Annotated in this window: 14 protein-coding genes; 2 read left to right on the top strand and 12 right to left on the bottom strand. The window is 30.2% G+C overall.

Annotated features, from left to right (window positions below; all coding sequences use genetic code 11):
• Positions 1-83: 83 nt before the first annotated feature.
• Positions 84-1121 (bottom strand): hypothetical protein, encoded by a 1038-nt coding sequence (locus ACTG3V_RS04545; protein ID WP_439130952.1) that lies wholly within the window; start codon positions 1119-1121, stop codon positions 84-86.
• Positions 1122-1187: 66 nt separating this feature from the next.
• Positions 1188-2531 (bottom strand): microtubule-binding protein, encoded by a 1344-nt coding sequence (locus tag ACTG3V_RS04550; RefSeq protein ID WP_439130953.1) that lies wholly within the window; start codon positions 2529-2531, stop codon positions 1188-1190.
• Positions 2532-2748: 217 nt separating this feature from the next.
• Here ACTG3V_RS04550 and ACTG3V_RS04555 point away from each other — a divergent pair, with 217 nt between their 5' ends.
• Together ACTG3V_RS04555 and ACTG3V_RS04560 are read left to right on the top strand one after the other, a co-directional pair.
• Positions 2749-7170: a T9SS type B sorting domain-containing protein gene (locus ACTG3V_RS04555; protein ID WP_439130954.1), complete on the top strand. Its 4422-nt coding sequence runs from the start codon at positions 2749-2751 to the stop codon at positions 7168-7170.
• A 78-nt stretch (positions 7171-7248) separates the two neighbouring features.
• Positions 7249-8892 (top strand): acyl-CoA carboxylase subunit beta, encoded by a 1644-nt coding sequence (locus ACTG3V_RS04560; RefSeq protein ID WP_439130955.1) that lies wholly within the window; start codon positions 7249-7251, stop codon positions 8890-8892.
• Positions 8893-9031: 139 nt separating this feature from the next.
• Here the strand turns inward: ACTG3V_RS04560 and ACTG3V_RS04565 are convergent, their stop codons facing one another.
• From ACTG3V_RS04565 to dapA, 10 genes are all read right to left on the bottom strand, one after another.
• A complete protein-coding gene (locus ACTG3V_RS04565) occupies positions 9032-11401 on the bottom strand; it encodes a GumC family protein (RefSeq protein ID WP_439130956.1) in 2370 nt (789 codons plus the stop codon).
• 324 nt (positions 11402-11725) lie between these two features.
• Entirely contained in the window at positions 11726-12679 is a 954-nt protein-coding gene (locus ACTG3V_RS04570) for a glycosyltransferase (protein WP_439130957.1), read from the bottom strand.
• 1 nt (position 12680) lies between these two features.
• Entirely contained in the window at positions 12681-13733 is a 1053-nt protein-coding gene (locus tag ACTG3V_RS04575) for a methyltransferase domain-containing protein (RefSeq protein WP_439130958.1), read from the bottom strand.
• Between the two features lie 217 nt (positions 13734-13950).
• Entirely contained in the window at positions 13951-14757 is an 807-nt protein-coding gene (locus ACTG3V_RS04580) for an enoyl-ACP reductase FabI (protein ID WP_439130959.1), read from the bottom strand.
• 73 nt (positions 14758-14830) lie between these two features.
• Positions 14831-16483, bottom strand: a complete 1653-nt coding sequence (gene recN / locus ACTG3V_RS04585; RefSeq protein WP_439130960.1) for a DNA repair protein RecN — start codon at positions 16481-16483, stop codon at positions 14831-14833.
• 60 nt (positions 16484-16543) lie between these two features.
• Positions 16544-17434 (bottom strand): DUF4835 family protein, encoded by an 891-nt coding sequence (locus ACTG3V_RS04590; protein ID WP_439130961.1) that lies wholly within the window; start codon positions 17432-17434, stop codon positions 16544-16546.
• A 113-nt stretch (positions 17435-17547) separates the two neighbouring features.
• Positions 17548-18759, bottom strand: a complete 1212-nt coding sequence (gene coaBC / locus ACTG3V_RS04595) for a bifunctional phosphopantothenoylcysteine decarboxylase/phosphopantothenate--cysteine ligase CoaBC (protein ID WP_439130962.1) — start codon at positions 18757-18759, stop codon at positions 17548-17550.
• The gene (locus tag ACTG3V_RS04600) at positions 18759-19079 is read right to left on the bottom strand and encodes a DNA-directed RNA polymerase subunit omega (RefSeq protein WP_439130963.1); all 321 of its coding nucleotides are present in this window, start codon (positions 19077-19079) and stop codon (positions 18759-18761) included. The genes coaBC and ACTG3V_RS04600 overlap by 1 nt, the downstream gene beginning before the upstream one ends.
• A 7-nt stretch (positions 19080-19086) precedes the next feature.
• Complete coding sequence (locus ACTG3V_RS04605) at positions 19087-19965, bottom strand: outer membrane protein assembly factor BamD (RefSeq protein WP_439130964.1); 879 nt, start codon at positions 19963-19965, stop codon at positions 19087-19089.
• Between the two features lie 225 nt (positions 19966-20190).
• The gene (gene dapA / locus ACTG3V_RS04610) at positions 20191-21066 is read right to left on the bottom strand and encodes a 4-hydroxy-tetrahydrodipicolinate synthase (RefSeq protein ID WP_439130965.1); all 876 of its coding nucleotides are present in this window, start codon (positions 21064-21066) and stop codon (positions 20191-20193) included.
• Between the last annotated feature and the right edge of the window lie 92 nt (positions 21067-21158).

Raw genomic sequence — 21158 nt, forward strand, 5'->3', positions numbered from 1 at the left:
TACTCTTTGTTAACTTAATATTTTATTTTTTTTACTTTTATTTCACAAACAAGCTGACTGAATACTGGCTACTGAAATACTGTTTACTTAATCTCGCTCATTAAAATTGGCTCTTTTTCAAGTGTATCTAATGCTCTAGGTACTTGATTGTACAATAATTGTATAATTCTATGAGGCGCAAAAAGGTATTTTTTATTTTCCACTTCACTCCATTTTTGCATGGTTTGTTTGGTAAAGAACCCACCTTCTGTAAACGTATTTCCTGAGAAAACTTCATCAATTTTTAGCGATAAAGCATACGAATCTAAAGACACCGTTTTTTCAGCTATTGCTTTTAAAATAGTATGTGTTATTTGGTTTTCATCTTTAGCAAAAACATTATGTAATGGCCCTAAATCGATTCTTTTGATATGTTTAGGACGAATTTCCTCTAACTTACGATCAATATTATACGCCATTGTATCTAATGGCATTTCTCTATCAGCACTTTCTTTTAGTACTTTATAAATGGTTTCTTTATCTTTTATGGCATCTTTTTTATCATAATCGAAATACATAAAACACACAAAAGGCCTATTATGACTTACATCATAAAAACTCCAACTTGTCATATATTCATAATTTGCATTTTCTGGACCTTCTAAAATTTTTCCTTGTACAAAACGATTAAAAATTAAATTTTTATCGACAGAAGTATAGTAAATAATTGATGATGCCTTTTGTAATTCTCTATTTTTTATGGGTTGTTTTTTACGCAGAAGTGTATTTAAAAACTGTGATTTTAAAGTATCTGTATCTACTAAATCGTCAATATAATTTTCACGTAATTCTAAATCGTTATATAAAAAACGAAATTCTAAATAATTTGGAAAACCAGAATCCGTTAAATCAATTTTCAGGTCATCTTCTTCATCATACATATACTTAATACGCATTGCATCAATAGAATATAATAATAAATCTGAATATTGTTTAAAGAAAATCAACTCTTGTTGAGTGCATAAATGTTCTTGTTGCATGCTTACAATTAATTCTTTCAACACAAAATCTACCATTTTATGATAAAAAATGTATTGTTCTTTGGAATTTAAAACGGCAGAGTCTAAAGGAGTTGGAATCATAGTTTAGTTAACAGTTGATAGTCATCAGTCTAAAGTTTACAGTAAAATACTGACTGCATACTTATTTTAAGATAACATATCATCATTAGAAACATTTTTCTTTGGTGCTACTGTATTTTCAGCATCATCTAAAGTTGGTGTTTCTTTATCAGCTTTATAATAATCTTCAAAGATTTCTTTCATATCAATTCCATATCTGTCTGCAAAGTTTTTCTGAATATCTTGGTCTTTTCCTCTAATTTCCTGAAGCGCTTCTGCATAAGTACTGTACACACCTTTCATTACTTTTTCATGAACAGGAATATTATCCATCATTTCTTGACGAGCTCTAGCACTTGCAGAATGCATTGATGCTAAAGTAGCACCAATATGCTCATCTGTTTTAACACCTAAATGTTCTAAAATCGCAGCAAATTCTTGATCTGTTCTTGCCTTTAATGCAACAACATAACCATCATAATACTTTAACCTTTCTTCAGTATCTGATTTTAGTTTAGCTCTATGCGTTTGTAAATTTGATCTTAAAGAAGTTAACACTTTAATCGTTAAATTATGCTTGTGTACAAAACTATCTTTACTGGCAGCTAACGTTGTATAGGCATTTTTTAAACCTTCTAATTCCTCTACTTTTTGCTCAATTGAGGTCATTTTTCCAATCGCCTCAGAATATGCTGTAGATTGTTTGTCTGCAATTTCATCTAACTCTTGACGAGATTGTTTTAATAAGGCATATTGCTCCTCTAATTGATCTTCAATTGCTTTCTTTTTTTCTAATGCTTTTGTGTGATTTTTAGAAGCCTCAACAATGGCTGTTTTTAATTTTTCTTCTACTTCTTTAATTTCGACCTCCCTATTCTTTAAACGCGTTACAGCAGCTTGAGATTTATAAGAAAGTTCGCTTAATAAAGTTTCTACATCTGCACTTTCTATACGCTCTTGAAACATTGCTTTTGCCTTATTATCTGCACTTGCCCTTATTTTTTCAGCTTCAGCAAATTCTTGTTCTTCTTTTTTAATTTTACTTTTTCTTCCCCAAAGGTTATTCCACCAAGTATCTGGTTTATTTTGCGCATCTTCTAACTCAATTCTTGCACGTTCTAACTCTTTTTGAGCGTCATCAATAACTTTTTGTTCTTTAGCATTTAGTGATGAAAACTTTTCAAATAAAATTCCAACTTCATCTTGATAATCGGTTAGGTCTTTTATGGCATCTAATAGTGTAGTTCTATCTTTTTCTGCCATATGTACAACATCATCTAAAGTGGCATTCAATATTTTTTGACGCTGTTGAGGGTCATCTTCTTGCGCTAATTTAGATTTCATGGTATCTACAGCTTTACCCCAATTTACTTCTACTTTTTCAGTTTTTTCATTAGAGTTTGTTTCTAATAAATCAAATTCTTCTGCCATATAGTTTAGTTTTTTAGTTTAACAATTTTTAAATAAGCAATTTCGTTATTTTTTTTAAGTATATAAAACATAACTTCATTTATATGTAGCTTGAATTACAGAATTGTTACAAGTTTTTCATTTTTTCATTAATATTATTAATTTAATCTATGTTAAAAAAAATGAGTTACGATAGTTTTTAAATATCTTTGAGACTTTTTGAATTTAAATGCGCTTAATGAATAAATATATCACCTTTTTAGTTCTGTTTTGTACATTACATCTATTTGCACAAAAAGAAGCTAACTTTTGGTATTTTGGCGAAAATGCAGGAATAAAATTTGAAACTAACACACCCGAAAGTATTAATGGAGTATTACAGACAGATGAAGGTTCTGCTTCAATATCTGACGCAAATGGTGTTTTACAATTTTATACTGATGGAACAACAGTATTTGACAGAAATAATACTGTAATGCAAAATGGCACAAATTTATTAGGTAATTCTTCAAGCACACAATCAGCCATTATTATACCAAAACCTCTAGATGATAAAAAGTATTACATTTTTACAGTAGGAAATCAAACCAACAATGGAGGAAATGGTGTTGCCTACTCTGAAGTTGACATGCAGCTAAACAATAATTTAGGAGCTATTACTACAAAAAATAACTTTTTAAAAGGTTCTAGCAACGCTAGAGAAAAAATTACTTCTGTAATTGGCAAAGAATGTAATACTTACTGGGTAATTACAACAGACCTTAGTAATTTTTATGCCTATAAAATAACTAAAGATGGTGTTGATAATAATCCTGTTATATCAAATCATAGCTTTTTTTCAGGTCTTAGAGGGTATTTAAAATTATCGCCCAATGGAAAAAAATTAGTGAGCGCAACTCAAAATGGAGGTTGTTATATTTATGATTTTGACAATAGCAGTGGAATTATAACCAATGAAAGAGGTTTTGATTTTTCCCCACTTGCTTATGGAGTTGAGTTTTCAAGAGATAGTAAAAAGTTGTATATTAGTTATGGCGATTTTAGTCAATTTAATTTTCAAGGAGAAAGAAATCCCCCAAGCGATGCAAGTATAGTTCAATTCAATTTAGATGCTAATAATGATAATATTACAGATAGTATAGATGACATCTCAAATAGTCGTAAAACAATTTACGAAACAATTTCAGGTTACAGAGGTGCCTTACAATTAGCAACTAATGGAAAAATTTATTATGCTAGAAGTCGTACCAATTTTTTGGGTGTGATAAACGCTCCAGAAAGAGATGCTAATCAGGTTAATTTTAATGAAAATGGGGTAGATTTGGGTCAAGGTATAAGCACTGAAGGTTTACCACCATTTATCCAATCTTTTTTCTTACCCATAGAAGTTAGAGATTCTGATACAAATGAGGTAATCAACGATAAAAATTTAAAGTATTGTATTGGAGACTCTAAAATAATTATTCCTGAGCCAGTCACTGGTAACAATGTTCAATACGAATGGAGTTTTCTCAATGGAATAAACACTGTCTTCTTACAATCTTCAGAAACTTTAACTCTATCCAATTTAGATTTAAATGATTCAGGTTTATATTTATTAAAAATCACATTAACAAATGAATGTGGAATAACTACTGAATTAAACGCCAAATTTAGTATTCAAGTTTTCGAACCTGCAAGCGCTACAAAACCTGTTGATATTTTTTTCTGTGATACAGATAGAGATGGTTTTCATCAATTTAACTTACAAGATTTAAAAAGTGCTGAAGTTTTAAATGGATTGGATACTAATGTTTTTGAAGTTTTATATTTTAATAATATTAATGATGCTAATACAGGCAACAATGCTTTAGACAATCTTTTCACGAACCCTAATGAGTTTAGTTCACAAACTATTTATGCTAGAGTTCAAAATAAAAATGCACCAAATGCTTGTTTTGCAATTACCGATTTTATCTTAGAAGTTAATAATTTACCTAGTCCTGTTGAGCCAACACCTTATCGAATTTGTGATGACAATGAAAGCGGAAGTGATACTGATGGCGTTGTAAATACTTTTATTTTAAATACAAAAGATGATGAAATTCTTGGCACACTCAATAAGCAACAATACGATATTACTTATCACACCTCTCAACTTGGTGCAGAAACAAATGATTCTACAACATTAATCGATAAAAATGCTAACTTCAGTGTTACCAATTCAAGAACTGTTTTTGTAAGAATTGAAAACAAGGACAATACAGATTGTTACGATGCCAATACAACTTTAGAATTAACAGTTGATTCGTTACCGGTTTTAAAGGCTAATCCTTTATTAGAACAATGTATAGCCGAAGGAAACACCAACCCAACCGTAAACTTAACTTTGGCCGAATTTAGCATTTCAGAAACTCCAAACGTTATTTTTACTTATTTTGAAGATGCTGCAACTACAGTTCAAATTAGCAATCCAACATCATTCCCTGTTCAAGTAAATACTACCCAGTCAGTTTATGTTATTGTTACAACCGAAAATAATTGTAGTAGAGATGTTATTGAGTTGAAAATTAATGTTGGTCAAACTCCAGATAACGCCTTCAACACCCTACAACCTCCAGTTTGTGATGACTTTTTAGATGCTGATGGTAATGATACTGATGCTAATTCTGATACGGATAATATCACCAATTTTTCTTTGGATAAAGATGCAATTCTCAATAGTATCAACTCTCCTGTAAACACCGAAGTTTTCTTCTATGAAAACGAAAGTGATAGAAATAATTCTTTAAATGCTATTGATATTACCAATTTTAGAAATGACATTTCTAAAAATGATGTAACTAATGTTCCTGAGGGAATTCAATTTCCTATTTATTATAAAATTTTAAGTACTATTAATAATGATTGTCAAGGTTTAGGGCAATTTTTCTTACAGATAAATGCAGTACCTTCTGCTGCTAATGTGCCTGATTTAGAACAATGTGATGATGTACTTGATGGTGATAATACAAACGGAATTGTACAAAACTTCGACTTAGCAGCTCAAACTTTAGCCATTTTAAATGGGCAAAATCCTAATGATTTTACAGTTACTTATCACGATTCTGCTGCCAATGCAAATACTGGCATGGCTCCTTTGCCTTCTCCATATGCAAATACTACTCCTAATTTGCAGACTATTTTTGTTCGTGTTACCAACAATGCAACTGGCTGTTTTACAGATCATACTTCGTTTCATCTTATTGTAAATTCAGTTCCTTTTGCCAATTTTGTGCAGGATTTAGAAATTTGTGATGATACTTCTGATGGTTCTGCAAGAAACGGATTTTCACAAGCTATTGATTTAAGTTCCCAAACTAATGACATTCTTGGTACGCAAGACCCAAGTGTACATAATGTTAGCTATCATCGTTCTTTTGCTGATGCGCAAAATGGAAATAACCCTTTGGTTTCTCCCTATTCTAACGAAACTCCAAACAGAGAAACCATTTATATAAGAATCGAAAACACAGCTACAGGTTGTGTAAATAGTATTTCTAATTTCGATGTCATTGTAAATCCAGAACCTACTTTTGTGGCACCTACAAACTTAGCGTATTGTGATGATGCTTTAGATGGAGATGATGCCAATGGAATCATTCAAACTATAGATTTGGATAGTAAAATCCCTGAAATTTTGGGAGCCACTCAAAGTATCAATGATTTTAATGTTACCTTTCATAAATCGCAAGCGGATGCTACTTCTGGTGATGACCCTGTAGCTTCTCCTTACGAAAATACAAGCCCAACTGAAACCTTTTTTGTGCGCATTCAAAACAAGCAAACGCTTTGTATTAATGATGATGTTTCTTTTCAATTGATTGTAAATCCATTACCTGATTTTGAAGTAACAACTCCTCAAATTTTATGTTTAAATGATTTGCCTTTAAATATTGCTGTAGAAAATGCAAGAGATATCTATTCGTATCAATGGAGAGGGCCTAATGGAAACCCTATCAACACCACTTCTGTTGATAATATTGATGTAACTGTGGCTGGAAAATATACAGTTACTGCAACCGCAACAAATGGAACGCTTTGTGAAAGAACGGAAACCATAGCTATCAATGCATCAAATATTGCCATTTTAGAACGGAGTTTTATCACCATAATTGATGAAGCTAACAATATTGGGAGTGAAGCAAATATTTCTATTGCCATTGATACCATCAATAATAATTTAGGCCCTGGAGACTATCAATTTGCAATTTTTAATCAAGATGAAAACCAAAGAATACCAAGTATTGGTTTTCAAGATGAACCTCTTTTTGAAAATTTAGAAGGTGGAATTTACACCATTATTGTAAACGATAAAAATGGATGTTCTCCTGATACTACTTTAGAGGTTTCTGTAATTCAGTTTCCAAAATTCTTTACGCCAAATGCAGATGGAAAAAACGATACTTGGATTGTAAAAGGAGCTAATGAAGAGTTTTATCCAAATTCAAGCATCAATATTTTTAACAGATATGGAAAATTAGTAGCGCAAGTGCCTATTGATAGCCAAGGTTGGAATGGAATTTATCAAGGAAACTTACTTCCTGCTGATGATTACTGGTTTAATATCACTTTAATTCCACCTGAAAATTCCAACAAACCTGTCATCAATAAAAAAGGAAATTTCTCGTTGTTGAGGTAATAACAGGAACTAAAATTTTATAAAAAGTTTCACAGTATAATTTCTTAATTTAGCCTAAACTTAAGAAATCATATTTCTATGGATATCAACTTCAACAAAAACGAAGATTACAATAAACTTTTAGTATCAGATTTAAAAAGACGTTTTGCTAAGGTAAAATTAGGAGGTGGTCAAAAAAGGATAGACAAACATCACGAAAAAGGCAAAATGACTGCTCGTGAACGTATAGAATATTTGCTTGATGCTGATAAAAAATCAATAGAAATTGGTGCTTTTGCAGGCGAAGATATGTATGATGAACATGGAGGCTGTCCTTCTGGAGGTGTCGTTGTAAAAATTGGCTATATCAAAAACAAACAATGTATTGTTGTAGCAAATGATGCTACTGTAAAAGCTGGTGCTTGGTTTCCTATAACCGGTAAAAAGAATTTACGTGCTCAAGAAATATCCATAGAAAATAAAATCCCAATTATCTATTTGGTAGATTCTGCTGGAGTGTACCTACCCATGCAAGATGAAATTTTTCCAGATAAAGAACATTTTGGTCGTATTTTTAGAAATAATGCGGTTATGAGTAGTATGGGCATCACACAAATATCTGCAATAATGGGTAGTTGTGTAGCTGGTGGTGCTTATTTACCAATTATGAGTGATGAAGCCCTAATTGTTGATAAAACAGCAAGTATTTTTTTAGCGGGTAGTTATTTGGTAAAAGCTGCAATAGGTGAAAGTATTGACAATGAAACCTTAGGAGGCGCAACTACACATTGTGAAATATCTGGAGTAACCGATTACAAAGCAAAAAACGACAAGGATGCTTTAGATAAAATAAAATTTATAGTCGATAAAATTGGCGATTATGAGAAAGCTGGTTTTAGCAAAACCGAATCTTTTTCGCCAAAAGAAAACGAAGATGATATTTTCGGGATTTTACCAAAAGAACGAAATGCACAATATGATATGTTAGAAATTATAAAGCGCTTGGTAGACAAGTCTGAATTTGAACAATACAAAGAAGGTTATGGACAAACCATACTTACTGGTTATGCTAGAATTGATGGTTGGGCAGTTGGTATTGTAGCCAATCAAAGAAAATTAGTAAAAACTACAGCTTCTAAAACGAAACCTACAGAAATGCAATTTGGTGGCGTAATTTATAATGATTCTGCTGATAAAGCGACTCGTTTTATTGCCAATTGTAATCAAAAGAAAATACCTTTAGTTTTTTTACAAGATGTTACTGGTTTTATGGTAGGCTCAAAATCTGAACATGGAGGAATCATAAAAGATGGCGCTAAAATGGTAAATGCAGTAAGTAATTCTGTAGTGCCAAAATTTACTGTTATAATTGGCAATTCTTATGGAGCAGGTAATTATGCTATGTGTGGTAAGGCTTATGATCCTAGATTAATTTTAGCTTGGCCAAGTGCTGAGCTAGCTGTAATGAGTGGTAATTCTGCTGCAAAAGTATTGCTACAGATAGAAACTGCATCCTTAAAAAAGAAAGGAGAAGAAATCACTCCAGAAAAAGAAGCTGAACTTTTCGATAAAATAAAGTCAAAATACGATAAGCAAATATCACCTTATTATGCAGCTGCAAGAATCTGGACAGATGCTGTTATAAATCCTCTTGATACAAGAACTTGGATTTCTATGGGAATTGAAGCAGCAAATCACAGCCCTATTGAAAAACCATTTAATATGGGAGTTTTACAAGTATAAATATACATGGAAAAAATCACCTAAAACTTGGTAATTCTTTCAAACTTAAAAAACCATAAAGTTTTCAATACCTTGAAAGCTTTATGGTTTTTAAATATTTACGTTATATAATTCAAAAAAAATGAATTTTCAGCGTAGTTTATAAGCCTAATATTCTTTTATACAACGGTTTTTTATCTTGCTCAACATAACCATATCCATAACCATAACCTCCTTTTGTATTTGTATCATTTAGTACCATTGCCATATTAGGTAATTTCTTTTCTTTATACAATGTTTTAGGCACAACTAACATTCGCTTGTCTATGTAATTTGCTCTGGCAACATACAAAACTACATCTGCCATTTCAGCTATTAACAAAGTATCAGTTACTAAACTTACTGGGGCTGTATCTGCAATAACATAATCGTAATCATTTTTTACTGTATTCAAAAGTTCTTCAACTCTAGGGTTTAATAATAGCTCTGATGGATTTGGTGGAATTAAACCAGAAGATATAAAATCTACATTAGGAATTTCTGGAATATTAAATTTAATATCATCTAAACCAAGTTTATCATCTAAAATGTAATTAGTTACCCCTTTACGATCTTCTATTTCTAAATAGTCAGTAATTTTTGGCGCTCTTAAATCTAACCCAACTAATAAGACTTTTTTATTGGTTAAAGCTAAAGTTGCTGCCAAATTTAATGACACAAAAGACTTCCCTTCTCCACTAGTTGTAGACGTAATAAATATAACTTTAGCCCTAACATCTTTATTAGATTTAGCCAGAACAAAATTTAAATTTGTTCTTAGCAATCTAAAAGCTTCAGCAGAACTTGTTCTTGTTTCTTTTTTTACTATTACCTTCTCAGTAAATTCTGTATGCGGAATATCACCCAAATAAGGAATATCTAAATTATCTTCTATATCTTTTCTATTATGCAGCTTGGTATCTAAACTCATTTTAATAAAAATGAGAGCAAATGGAATAAATATTCCTAAACCGAAAGCAATTAAGTAAACAATTTTTTTATCTGGTGATACAGGGTTGTCAGAACTAAAAGCTACGTCTATCACTTTTGCATTTGGAACCGTTATCGCCAAAGAAATAGAGGTTTCTTCTTTTTTCTTTAACAAATATGAATATAATTCTGAGTAGATTAATTTTTGCCTGTAGGTATCTATTATTCCTCTTTCAATATTAGGTATGCTATTAACTGTTTGTTGAAGTTTTTTCAACTCAACATTGGTTTCGTTTAAACGAATCTCTATTGATTTTTTTAAGTTTTTTAAATTAGATAATAAGTTTTGTTGTAAATCTTTTATTTGATTATTTAAGGTGATTATACTAGGATTTTTTTTACCTGAAAATCTTAATAACTTTTTTCTTTCAAGAAGTAAGGTATTGATTTGGTCTATACCTTGAGAGATACTTTCATCAGAAAAACCAAGATTAGCTGGTAGAATATCATTTTTTATTAATAGCTGTTTAACTTCTTCTTCAGCCCAGTTAATAATGGTAAGCTCTGTAATTAATTGATTTTTTTTCTTATTATTTTCAGAGTTGGTTTCTAAGGCAATTTCATTTTCTAATGGGTTTCCTGAAATACCATATTCAATTTTGTAAGTTTTTAAACTATCTTGAATGATTCCCAACCTATTCCCTAATTTTTTTAACCTTGACTCAATGAAGGCTATCGTTTTCTGCGAAACAATATTTTTATCAATTACAGCATCAAGATTGTACTGTCGAATTAATTCATCTAAAATATGTTCTGCCTTAAATTTATTATAGTCTACAACTTCTAAATGCAAAATACTTGAAAAGTCACTTATGGGTGTAATTTTAATCCTGGAGGCATAAGAACTGATAACACTTTTTCGAGGTTTAATAACTATCAAAATAGGACTATCTAAATTTTCTGTATTTTTTTGAATTTTAAAATCTCCTAACTCCTGACTTTTAATAATTTCATTATTTCTAGAATATTGTAGGGTATCACCTTCTATACTTTTTATTACCAACTTATTTTTAGGCAAAAAATTAACAACAAAAGCCGTATCAATTGATTGATGCATAGCAGTTTGTGATGTATTTATAAAACTTAATTTAATACCACTATTTTTAAAGGATTCTCCTTTACTAATATCAGCATCCTTAAAATAACTAATGTTTAAGTTTAGAGAATCTACCATTTTACCAACAATCTTTCTAGATTTTATAATAAAAATTTCATTCTCTGGATTATTTGTAGAGCTATTTCCTACAATACCTAAATCTGAAACAGCCTTAAACTCATCTGAAATACCTGATTTCAAATTGTCTTTTATCATTATATACGCTGAGGCACTGTATTGCTTAGGTGTATGTTTTAAATACAAAAAAGCTGCAACAAAAGCAAAACATAAGCCAATTAAAAACCAACCCCAGTAGCTTAAATACTTTTCAATTTGTTCTCTTAAATCAATATTATCAATATCTTCTAAAAATTCAAATTGATCGTATTCTTGAGATTTTTTCATACTATTTTATTTGTTGGGGAAAACACAAAGTATTCTATTTTCATTCTAATCTTTTAACCAATTCTTTCGAAAGAAACAATTTACTTTATCCTTTTAATATTGTCAATTTACATTATCAGATAATCATTTCTTATATTTAAAGGCTTAATAATTTCATAGTAACCATTGAATTAATTTTTTATATCAATAATTTATTGGGTTATTATGCAAGAATCCTTAATTAATATACCTTTTTTTAAAAAAATCAAATATATTATTCTTTTTGAGGTTGAAAAAGAAAAATTCGCTTTATATCTTAATTTTAATTACTTAAGCGAGTATTAATTATTTTTTACCAAATTGACTTTTTAAAAAGCCTAATCCGTAGCCAAAAAACTGAGTAAAAGAGGTGATGATACTTAAAAAAGCAACATTTAATTTATGAGTTCTTAAAAAAGCATCGAATAGTAATAATAAAGTATAAAATATATAGCACTGTAAGAAAAATATTATTCCTAAAAAAAGTGATAAAATACTAATGAATAGCCCTAAAATAAAAATACTGGGAAACCAAAATGTAATTTTTGCACTTTGTGGATACTTTTTATTCAAAATAGGTCTTGCTGTACCAAAAGCAAAGGTTTGCTTAAAAAACTGTTTTAATGTACTTTTTCTTTTGTGATACACAAAGGCAGTTGTAACCAATTGAGTGGTAAAACCCTTTTGCCACAATCGAAAAGTGAGATCGATGTCTTCTCCTGTTTTCATATTAGAGAATCCTTTTGTTATTTCAAAGGCTTTTTTTGAGAGTCCTAAATTATAACTTCGCAATTGAAATTTACCTACTCCATTTTTTTTTCCGCGAATTCCACCTGTAGTCAAAAAACTAGTCATTGCATAATTCATGGCTTTTTGCAAAGCTGTAAAGCTTTGGTGTGCTGCATCTGGACCACCAAAAGCATCTGTATAATTTGTTTGAAGTTCCTTTTTTACTTCGGATAAATACTGTTCTGGAAGAATGACATCTGAATCTAAAACGATAAAATAATTCCCAATTGCTTGTTGCATTCCGAAATTTCGGCTTGCTCCTGCTCCACTATTTTCTTTAAAAAAGTACTTTACGTTTAATTTAGATTGATAGTTGTTTACAATATGTTGACTTTTATTGGCAGATCCGTCTTCGATAATTAAAATTTCAAAATCATCCTTGAAATCTTGTTTGGTAAGACTTGCTAGTAATTCGTCTATTTCTTTAGGACGATTATACACTGGAATGATAATTGAAAAATTTAGGTTCAAATTATTTATCTTTAAATTGAATTTCTAAAGTGTATGAAGGAGATAAGAATAAATTTTCTTTACCCAAAACTTGCATCCCAAAATTAATGATCTTTTTTGGGAAATTTAAAATTTTATTATTGGAGTAACTGTAAAAACTATTGGTAAATTTCACTGTTGTATTAATATCCTTAATGCTATTTTTTAGAGGTTTTAAGTCGATAATGTGTTCTGCCCAATTACCAGTTAATGGATCGCAAGTATTGGTTGGATGCTTCTCAATACTCCTAAAATCTGAAGTTTTTAATTGATATGCTACTTCTTGTAAAATGTCCTCGCCAAATAAACCTCTAGTGTTTTTAGCAAGCAAATTTATTTTTTCGGTATTTATATTTTTAAAGTTTTCGGAAATGATTTTTTCTCTAATTTTTAAAAAAGGCAAATTTGAATCTCTTTCTTTCCAACCCTTTTTTCTCTTAGAACCCATAAATTCTGCTTGACGATGTATTTTTTTTAATTTATAATTAATGTATGGATTACTTGAATTTGCACTAGTCATAAAACATAATGAAAAAGGTCGTTGAATTTCCTTTATTTTTTTAAACCAATCTTCTAAATTGTAGATATGTTCTAAAACATCAAAAGAGCAAATATGATCAATTTTTATATTATTACTTTTTATTGTATTGATAAATTGTTCGATATCTCCTGTGATAAAATCATCTACTTTTAGACCAATTGCAGATGATATTACTTTTACATCTTCTGTTGAAACCTCATAAATATCATTATAAATTACTCTTTTGAAGCCTAACTCTACTGCTAAAAAGGTTAAAATTCCACAACCACCTCCATAATCTACAAAGCTACTTTCAGAAATAGGCTTCTGTAAATTCTGTATCACTTTTTTTAAAAGTGTTTTATACAAGGGCATAAAGAAGTCTAGATTGTCTTTATACTCTTTTAGATACCTTTTGTTATAATCTGAAATTAAAAGATCTTCACAATCTAAAAGTCGTATTTTTTTTGATAAACCGTGAATTGCTTTATCGATTAAAACTTCTGAGTTATTCATAATTATGAATTAAATAGCAATTTACAAAAAGGATTTAACAAAAAAATATAAACATAAATTGATTCTGTTTTTTATTTTATTGAAAATCGATTTGTTTTAAGTTTTCTAAAAATTGGCAAACTAGTATAGCCCTGATTGAGCGACTTGTTTGAAATCTTTTTTGTTCTGAAAGACAAAAAAATTGAGTAGCGAAAGCAGGAAATAGCTTCAAATAAAACTACTCGAACTTTTCCATTACAGGATCACTAACGCCCATATTAGAGAATCCACCATCGTGAAACAAATTCTGTAAAGTAACTTTTTTAGTTAAATCTGAGAATAATGAAATTGTATAATCTGCACATTCTAAGGCTGTTGCATTTCCTAAAGGACTCATTTTTTCTGCATATTCTATAAAACCATCAAATCCTTTTACGCCACTACCTGCAGTGGTTGGTGTTGGCGATTGAGAAATGGTATTAACGCGTACTTTATGATCTCTACCAAAAAAATAGCCGAAACTACGTGCTATACTTTCTAAATAAGCTTTGTTATCTGCCATATCATTATAATCTGGAAAAACACGTTGTGCAGCCATATAAGTTAAAGCAACAATAGAACCCCACTCTGACATGGCATTTTTATTGTACAAAACGTTCATTACTTTATGGAATGAAACTGCTGAAATATCCCAACCTTTTGTAGTAAAATCGTATTTAGGATCTGTGTAATGTTTGCCTTTTCTAACATTTAAAGACATGCCAATGGAATGCAAAACAAAATCGATTTTACCTCCTAAAATCTCCATTGATTTTTCTACCAAGTCTGACAAATCGTCCATAGAAGTAGCGTCTGCAGCAATAACTTGTGAACCAGTTTTTTCTGCTAAGGCATTCAATTCTCCCATTCTTAAGGCTATTGGTGCGTTAGTTAATACAAATTCTGCACCTTCTTCATGCGCTCTTTCTGCTACTTTCCAAGCAATTGAATGCTCGTTTAATGCGCCAAAAATAATTCCTTTTTTTCCTTTTAGTAAGTTGTACATTGTGGTTATTGGTTTTTAGTTATTGGTTTTTAGTGCTAGACTGCGCTCTAACTGACAATAAAAATAGCAAAAGTTAATTTAGTAATTCTTTTGCATGTGTTAATGCAGATGCTGAAATGTCTTTTCCACTTAGCATTTCTGCTATTTCTACAATTCTTTCTTCATTAGAAAGTTGTTTTAAATTGGTGGTAGTTAAACCTTTAACTTCTTTTTTAAATACTTTATAATGGTGTTTGCCTTTTGATGCTATTTGAGGCAAATGGGTTATGGCTATAACTTGCATATTAGCACTCATTTGCTGCATAATGGCCGCTATTTTATTGGATACTTCTCCAGAAACCCCTGTATCAATTTCATCAAAAATAATGGTTGGTAGCTTTGTATTTTCTGATAATACTGTTTTTACTGATAGCATAATTCTTGATAATTCTCCACCTGAAGCTACTTTTTTCAGTTCGCCAAAATTACCTCCCTTATTTGCTGAAAACAGAAATTCTAACGCATCTTTTCCGTTAGCAAAATAATTGGAAGTGGGTTTTATATTGATAGCAAAACGTGCATTTTGCATACCTAATTCTGCCAATAAATGTTGTAATTGCTTGGTTAATTTTGGTACAACTGCTGTTCTACTTTTGGTAATTAAGCCTGCTAAATTGTCTAATTTTTGCGTAACATCAGCAATCTCATTCTTTTTGTTAGTAATGGTTTCTTCTGCATTTTCTACTTGACTTACTTTTTCTGAGAGTTCTTCTAAAACCGCTAGTAATTCTTGATTTGTAGCTACTGTATGCTTTTTCTGTAAGTTGTAAATCAATTGCAAACGATCGTTTAATTCTTCGATTTCTGCTGGATTAAAATCTACATTTTCGTTGGCATTTTCTAATTCTGTAACTACATCATCAATTTCAATTTTTACAGAGGTTACCCTTTCTGATAATTCTTGATAATGTTTAGAAAAAGCAGCTATTTTTAACAATCTATTTTCTAGTGTATTTAATAAATTTTGAACTCCTATTTCTTCGTTTATCGAAATTTCTAAGGCTTCAGATAAATTTAGTTTTATATCTTCTATATTATTTAATTGCTCTAACTTTTCCTCTAACTCTTCTTGTTCATCTACTTTTATATTGGCTTGCTCCAATTCATTAAACAAATGCAAATTGTATTCGTATTGCTGATTTGCTTCTTTTTGAGCAAACTCCAATGCTTGTAATTCTTTTTTAAGTTGATTTAATTTAGAAAATCCTCTTTTGTAAGATGCAATTTTATCTTTATTTTTCGCTAAGGCATCTACAATAGAAAATTGAAAGCTATTGTCTGATAATGCTAAGGTTTCGTGCTGAGAATGCACATCAATCAACTTAGTTCTAAGTTGATTTAAGACAGAAAGCCTTACAGGTGTATCATTTACAAACGCTCTAGATTTACCTGAGGGTAGTATTTCTCGTCTAATTATGGTTTCTGCTTCATAATCTAAATCTACTTCTTCAAAAAAATCTTGCAAGTTGTAATTAGCAAGTGCCACTTTTGCTTCTACAATACATTTAGTGGTTGTATCTTTAAGAGAAGATAAATCTGCCCTGTTACCGAGTACTAAACCTAGAGCACCCAATAATATGGATTTTCCTGCGCAAGTTTCACCAGTTATTATGGATAACCCTTCTGAAAAATCAATAGTTAATTGATTGATTAAAGCGTAGTTATGTATAGAAAGTTGTGTTAGCAAATTCTCTAATTTTTATAGGCTAAAATTAGTGAAATAAATTTAGAAAGTTAAAAGAAAATACTATTCAATATTTCTCCACTTCGAATTATTATTTGGAGAAATTTTACGCAAAGCAGTTGTTAAACGTACTGCATTTCTTGTTCTTGGTCCATCAGAATAAATATTAATGATTTCATCTGCTTTGGCATCAAAAAACAAACGAATTAAATAATTACCCACAGTTTTATTAAACAGGTTTTGCATTTTTAAAACACTATCTTCAATGGTTTGTTTTGCAAACTCTTTATTGTTGGCAAAATTATCTAACCCTTTTATATGATAATCATACATTACATCTCTATACAACTTTAATTTTGGCTCTAATAGATTATCAATCAACAAAAAACGATTTTGTTTGCCCACTACATTTTGCCAAGAAGATATGCCACTTTGTTGGGCTTGTAACATTACATTTTCCGCTTCTTTTAGTTCATAGTCGCCACCATATTTCTGAAAAGTATCAGCATCAACACCTAAAATTACATAGGCATAAAAAACTATGGTAGAAATTAAATTACTATCAAAAGAGTTTCGATTGTAAAACAACGGATCAAATTCATTGTATCTAAATGTAAAATCGTTATCTCTTAAATTTAAAAGTGGTGTAGCATAAGATGAACCATAAACAGGTCTAGAAGATTGTACTTGTAGGGTTGCTGTAAAATTATTATTATCTCTAGATGTAATGATAATATTCATTGCACAATCTACTTTCTCTTCGGTTTGTACAACTCTGTTTGTCCATTTTGTTTGATTGATAAATTCAGTTAGTGCAGTTTGTAATGTTGTAAACACTTGTCTGTTAGAACCTGCAACTTGCTCATAATTTATATTTACCAAGCAATTTAGTTCTTGCGAATTGATATTGCCTGCAAACAATGATAAAACAAAAAGAACAACTAATTTACGCATATCTTTATTTTAGATTTTATTGAATCATGATTAAAAAAGATTCAGGAATCAAGGCTAAAAATTATATTATTAAAAACAAAACAGTGAAACTAAACATCTTTAGTCAAAAAATTCTAATTCCCAACTCGCAACACAATTTCGTTCAAAATATCTTTAGCAACTTCTGTTTTCGATTTTAATTCGAATGGTTTTTCGTTAAAATATTTATCAATAATAGTAATTTTATTTGTGTTTGTGGCAAAACCTGCTCCTTTATCTTGCAAAGAATTTAAAACAATCGCGTCTAAATTTTTACGCTTAATTTTAGTTTTCGCATTTTCAATTTCATTATTCGTTTCTAATGCAAAACCAACTAAATATTGATGTGTTTTTATTTCGCCTAAAGAAGCTAAAATATCTTTTGTTGGTGCCAACTCTAATGTTAACGTAGCATCTTTCTTTTTTATTTTCTGAGAAGCAATATTTTTTGGTTTATAATCTGCAACTGCTGCAGAAAGAATAGCAATATCAACATGATTAAAATACTGATGAGCAGCTTTATACATATCATCTGCAGAAACCACATCTACCCTATTTATTAATGAATGTTGTATTTGTTGATGACTTGGTCCAGAAATTAAAACAACCTCTGCACCTAAATCTGCAGCTGCTTTTGCAATAGCAAATCCCATTTTGCCTGAAGAATGATTCCCAATAAAGCGAACAGGATCTATAGCCTCGTAAGTTGGTCCAGCAGTTATTAATACTTTTTTTCCCTTTAAAGGTAGTTTAGATAAGATATCGTTTTCTATAAATTTTACGATATCTTCTGGCTCTGCCATTCTTCCTTCACCCACTAAACCACTTGCTAATTCACCAGATGTAGCAGGAATCATAATATTACCAAAGCTTTGAAGTTTTTCTAAACTATTTTTGGTTGATTCGTGTTTATACATGTCTAAATCCATTGCTGGAGCAAAATAAACAGGACATTTTGCAGATAAATAGGTAGCCAACAATAAATTATTGCAAGTGCCATTTGCCATTTTAGACAAAGTATTAGCTGTAGCAGGAGCAATTATAAAATAATCTGCCCATAAACCGAAGTCAACATGATTGTTCCACAATTCGTTTTCATCTTCTTTTTCGTAAAAAGTAGAATGAACAGGGTTTTTAGAAAGTGTAGAGAGTGTAAGAGGTGTTATAAAATCTTTAGACGCAGGTGTCATAATTACCTTAACATCTGCGCCTAATTTTATAAATAAACGAACTAAAGAAGCCGTTTTGTATGCAGCAATTCCAGCAGTAATGCCCAATAGGATTTTTTTACCACTTAGAACAGACATTATTCTGCTTCTGGAGTTCTGAAATATACTTTATCGTTTAACCACTCTTCAACGGCAATTGCAGTTGGTTTTGGTAAACGCTCGTAAAATTTAGAAACTTCTATTTGTTCTTTATTTTCAAAAACTTCTTCTAAACTATCATTATAAGTAGCAAATTCATCTAATTTATCTACCAATTCTTTCTTTAAATCAGCATTAACTTGATTTGCTCTTTTAGCAATAATTGAAATAGCCTCATAAATATTTTGTGTAGGTGCTTCAATTTCGTTTTTGTTATAAGTAATTGTACTTATAGCTGCTTCTGTATCTTTATAGTCCATAATTTTATTATTTCTCTTTTGAATTTTGCTCTGTATTCTTTTTTTCTAAGTCTTTCATCTTTTGAATAAGACCATCAATTCTTTTTTCCTCTTTTTTAAGCGTTGCTAACATTTCATTAGCTTCTTCCATAAATTGAGATTCTGGAAAATTTCTTTTTAGTTTTTCGTAAGCATCAATCGCATCTTTAATTCTGTTAAATTTTCTTCTATCCGTACTTTTTAAAACAAAATCGTGGGCTGCTTTTAATCGGTAATATAATGCTTCTTCTTTAAATTCAGAACCTAAATAATCTGATAACAAATTATCGAAAGCTTGAATAGCTGCTTTATAATTTCTTAAATCGTAATCTGCAGTTGTGTAATATACTTTTGCAATCTCAAAATACTTTTTTTGCAACTTGTATCTTAAATCTTTGTAATGCTGATTTGCTTCATCAAGCTTGTCTGAGTTAGGATATGTTGTAATAAAATTTTGAAATGCTTCTAATGCTTTGTTGGTATCTGTAGGATCTTTACTGTATACAGGTGATGCTAATTTATAGCTGTAAGCTGATAAAAATGCAGCCTCCTCATTTTTGGAACTTTTTGGATAATTGTTTTTAAATCTTTCAAAATAATACGCTGCTTGTATATAATTTTTAGTATTAAAATTAGATTGGGCAACCATAAACTGAATACGCTCCATTTGAGGTTTACCTCTGTAAGCTGGAGTTATTTTTTCAAATAAACGTAAAGCTTTAGAGAATTTTTTAGTTTCGTAGAGTTTAGTAGCCATTTTATATTGCTCTTCTACACTACCTTTGTTTAGTACTTTTTGATACTCACCACAAGAGAATAAGCATAGGCTAAACACTACTAAATACGCTAAATTTTTAATTTTTTGCATCGGGCAAAATTAGTAATTAATTATGGATAATAAAAGTATTTATTTTTCTCTAAATAAATCTTTCGTTTTTGTGTTTTGAACCATTTTATTCTGATGGAAAAATCTAAAATAAAAAAACTCAATTTACTTTATATAACACTGCAATAATCCATAAAAAAGAATAAAACTTTAATAAAGCGATACTAAAAGATTGTTAAGAATTTCTAAAATATTTTTTATCAAAAATTAAAATTCTTTTACAAATTTCGCAATTTTGCTTTGTAATGTGGCACTTGCTTTTACTAATGGTAAACGCACATGGTTTGCACAAATACTTAATTCTTGTAAAACTGTTTTAATGCCTGCTGGATTATTTTCTTCAAATATATAATCCACAATATCCATCATTTTAAAATGAATTTTGTAAGCTTCTTTATTTTTTCCTTCTAAACCTAATTGAATCATTTTAGAAAAAGCTTCTGGAAAAGCTTGTGCAATCACAGAAATAACACCTGCCCCACCTGCTAAAGCAACACCTAATGCTAAATCATCATCCCCAGAAATCACTAAAAAATCTTCTGGTTTATCTTTTAACAAAGCATTGTATTGTTGTTGATTGTTACCTGCTTCTTTAACACCTACAATATTACTAAAATCATTTGCCAAACGTATTGTGGTAGCTGGCTCCATATTTTTTGCTGTTCTACCAGGAACATTATACAAAATTATTGGTAAATCTGTTGCTTCTGCAATAGCTTTAAAATGTTGATAAAACCCTCCTTGTGTTGGTTTACTATAATAAGGTGCTACTGATAAAACACCATCAATCCCTGAAAAATCTCTTGTTTTTAGTTCTTTAACAACTTCTAAAGTATTGTTACCTCCAACACCAAGGACTAAAGGAACACGATTATTGTTTGTGTTGATAATAACATCAATAATCAATTGTTTTTCTTCTTTAGTTATGGTAGCACTTTCTGCTGTTGTACCATTTATTACTAAATAATTTGTTCCGTTTTCGATATTAAAATTTACCAATTTTACTAGTGCATCAACATCTACAGATAAATCTTCATTAAAAGGAGTAACTAAAGCTACACCTGTACCAACAAATTTTTGCATTATTTAATTTTTTAAGAGGGTAAAATTACAATTTTCAAATTGAATCTTTTCTAAAAAAAGACAATCACATAAAGAATACACAACTTTTAATG

It is taken from the genome of Polaribacter sp. (genome assembly GCF_965660385.1).
In the GTDB taxonomy this organism is placed as follows: Bacteria; Bacteroidota; Bacteroidia; order Flavobacteriales; family Flavobacteriaceae; genus Polaribacter.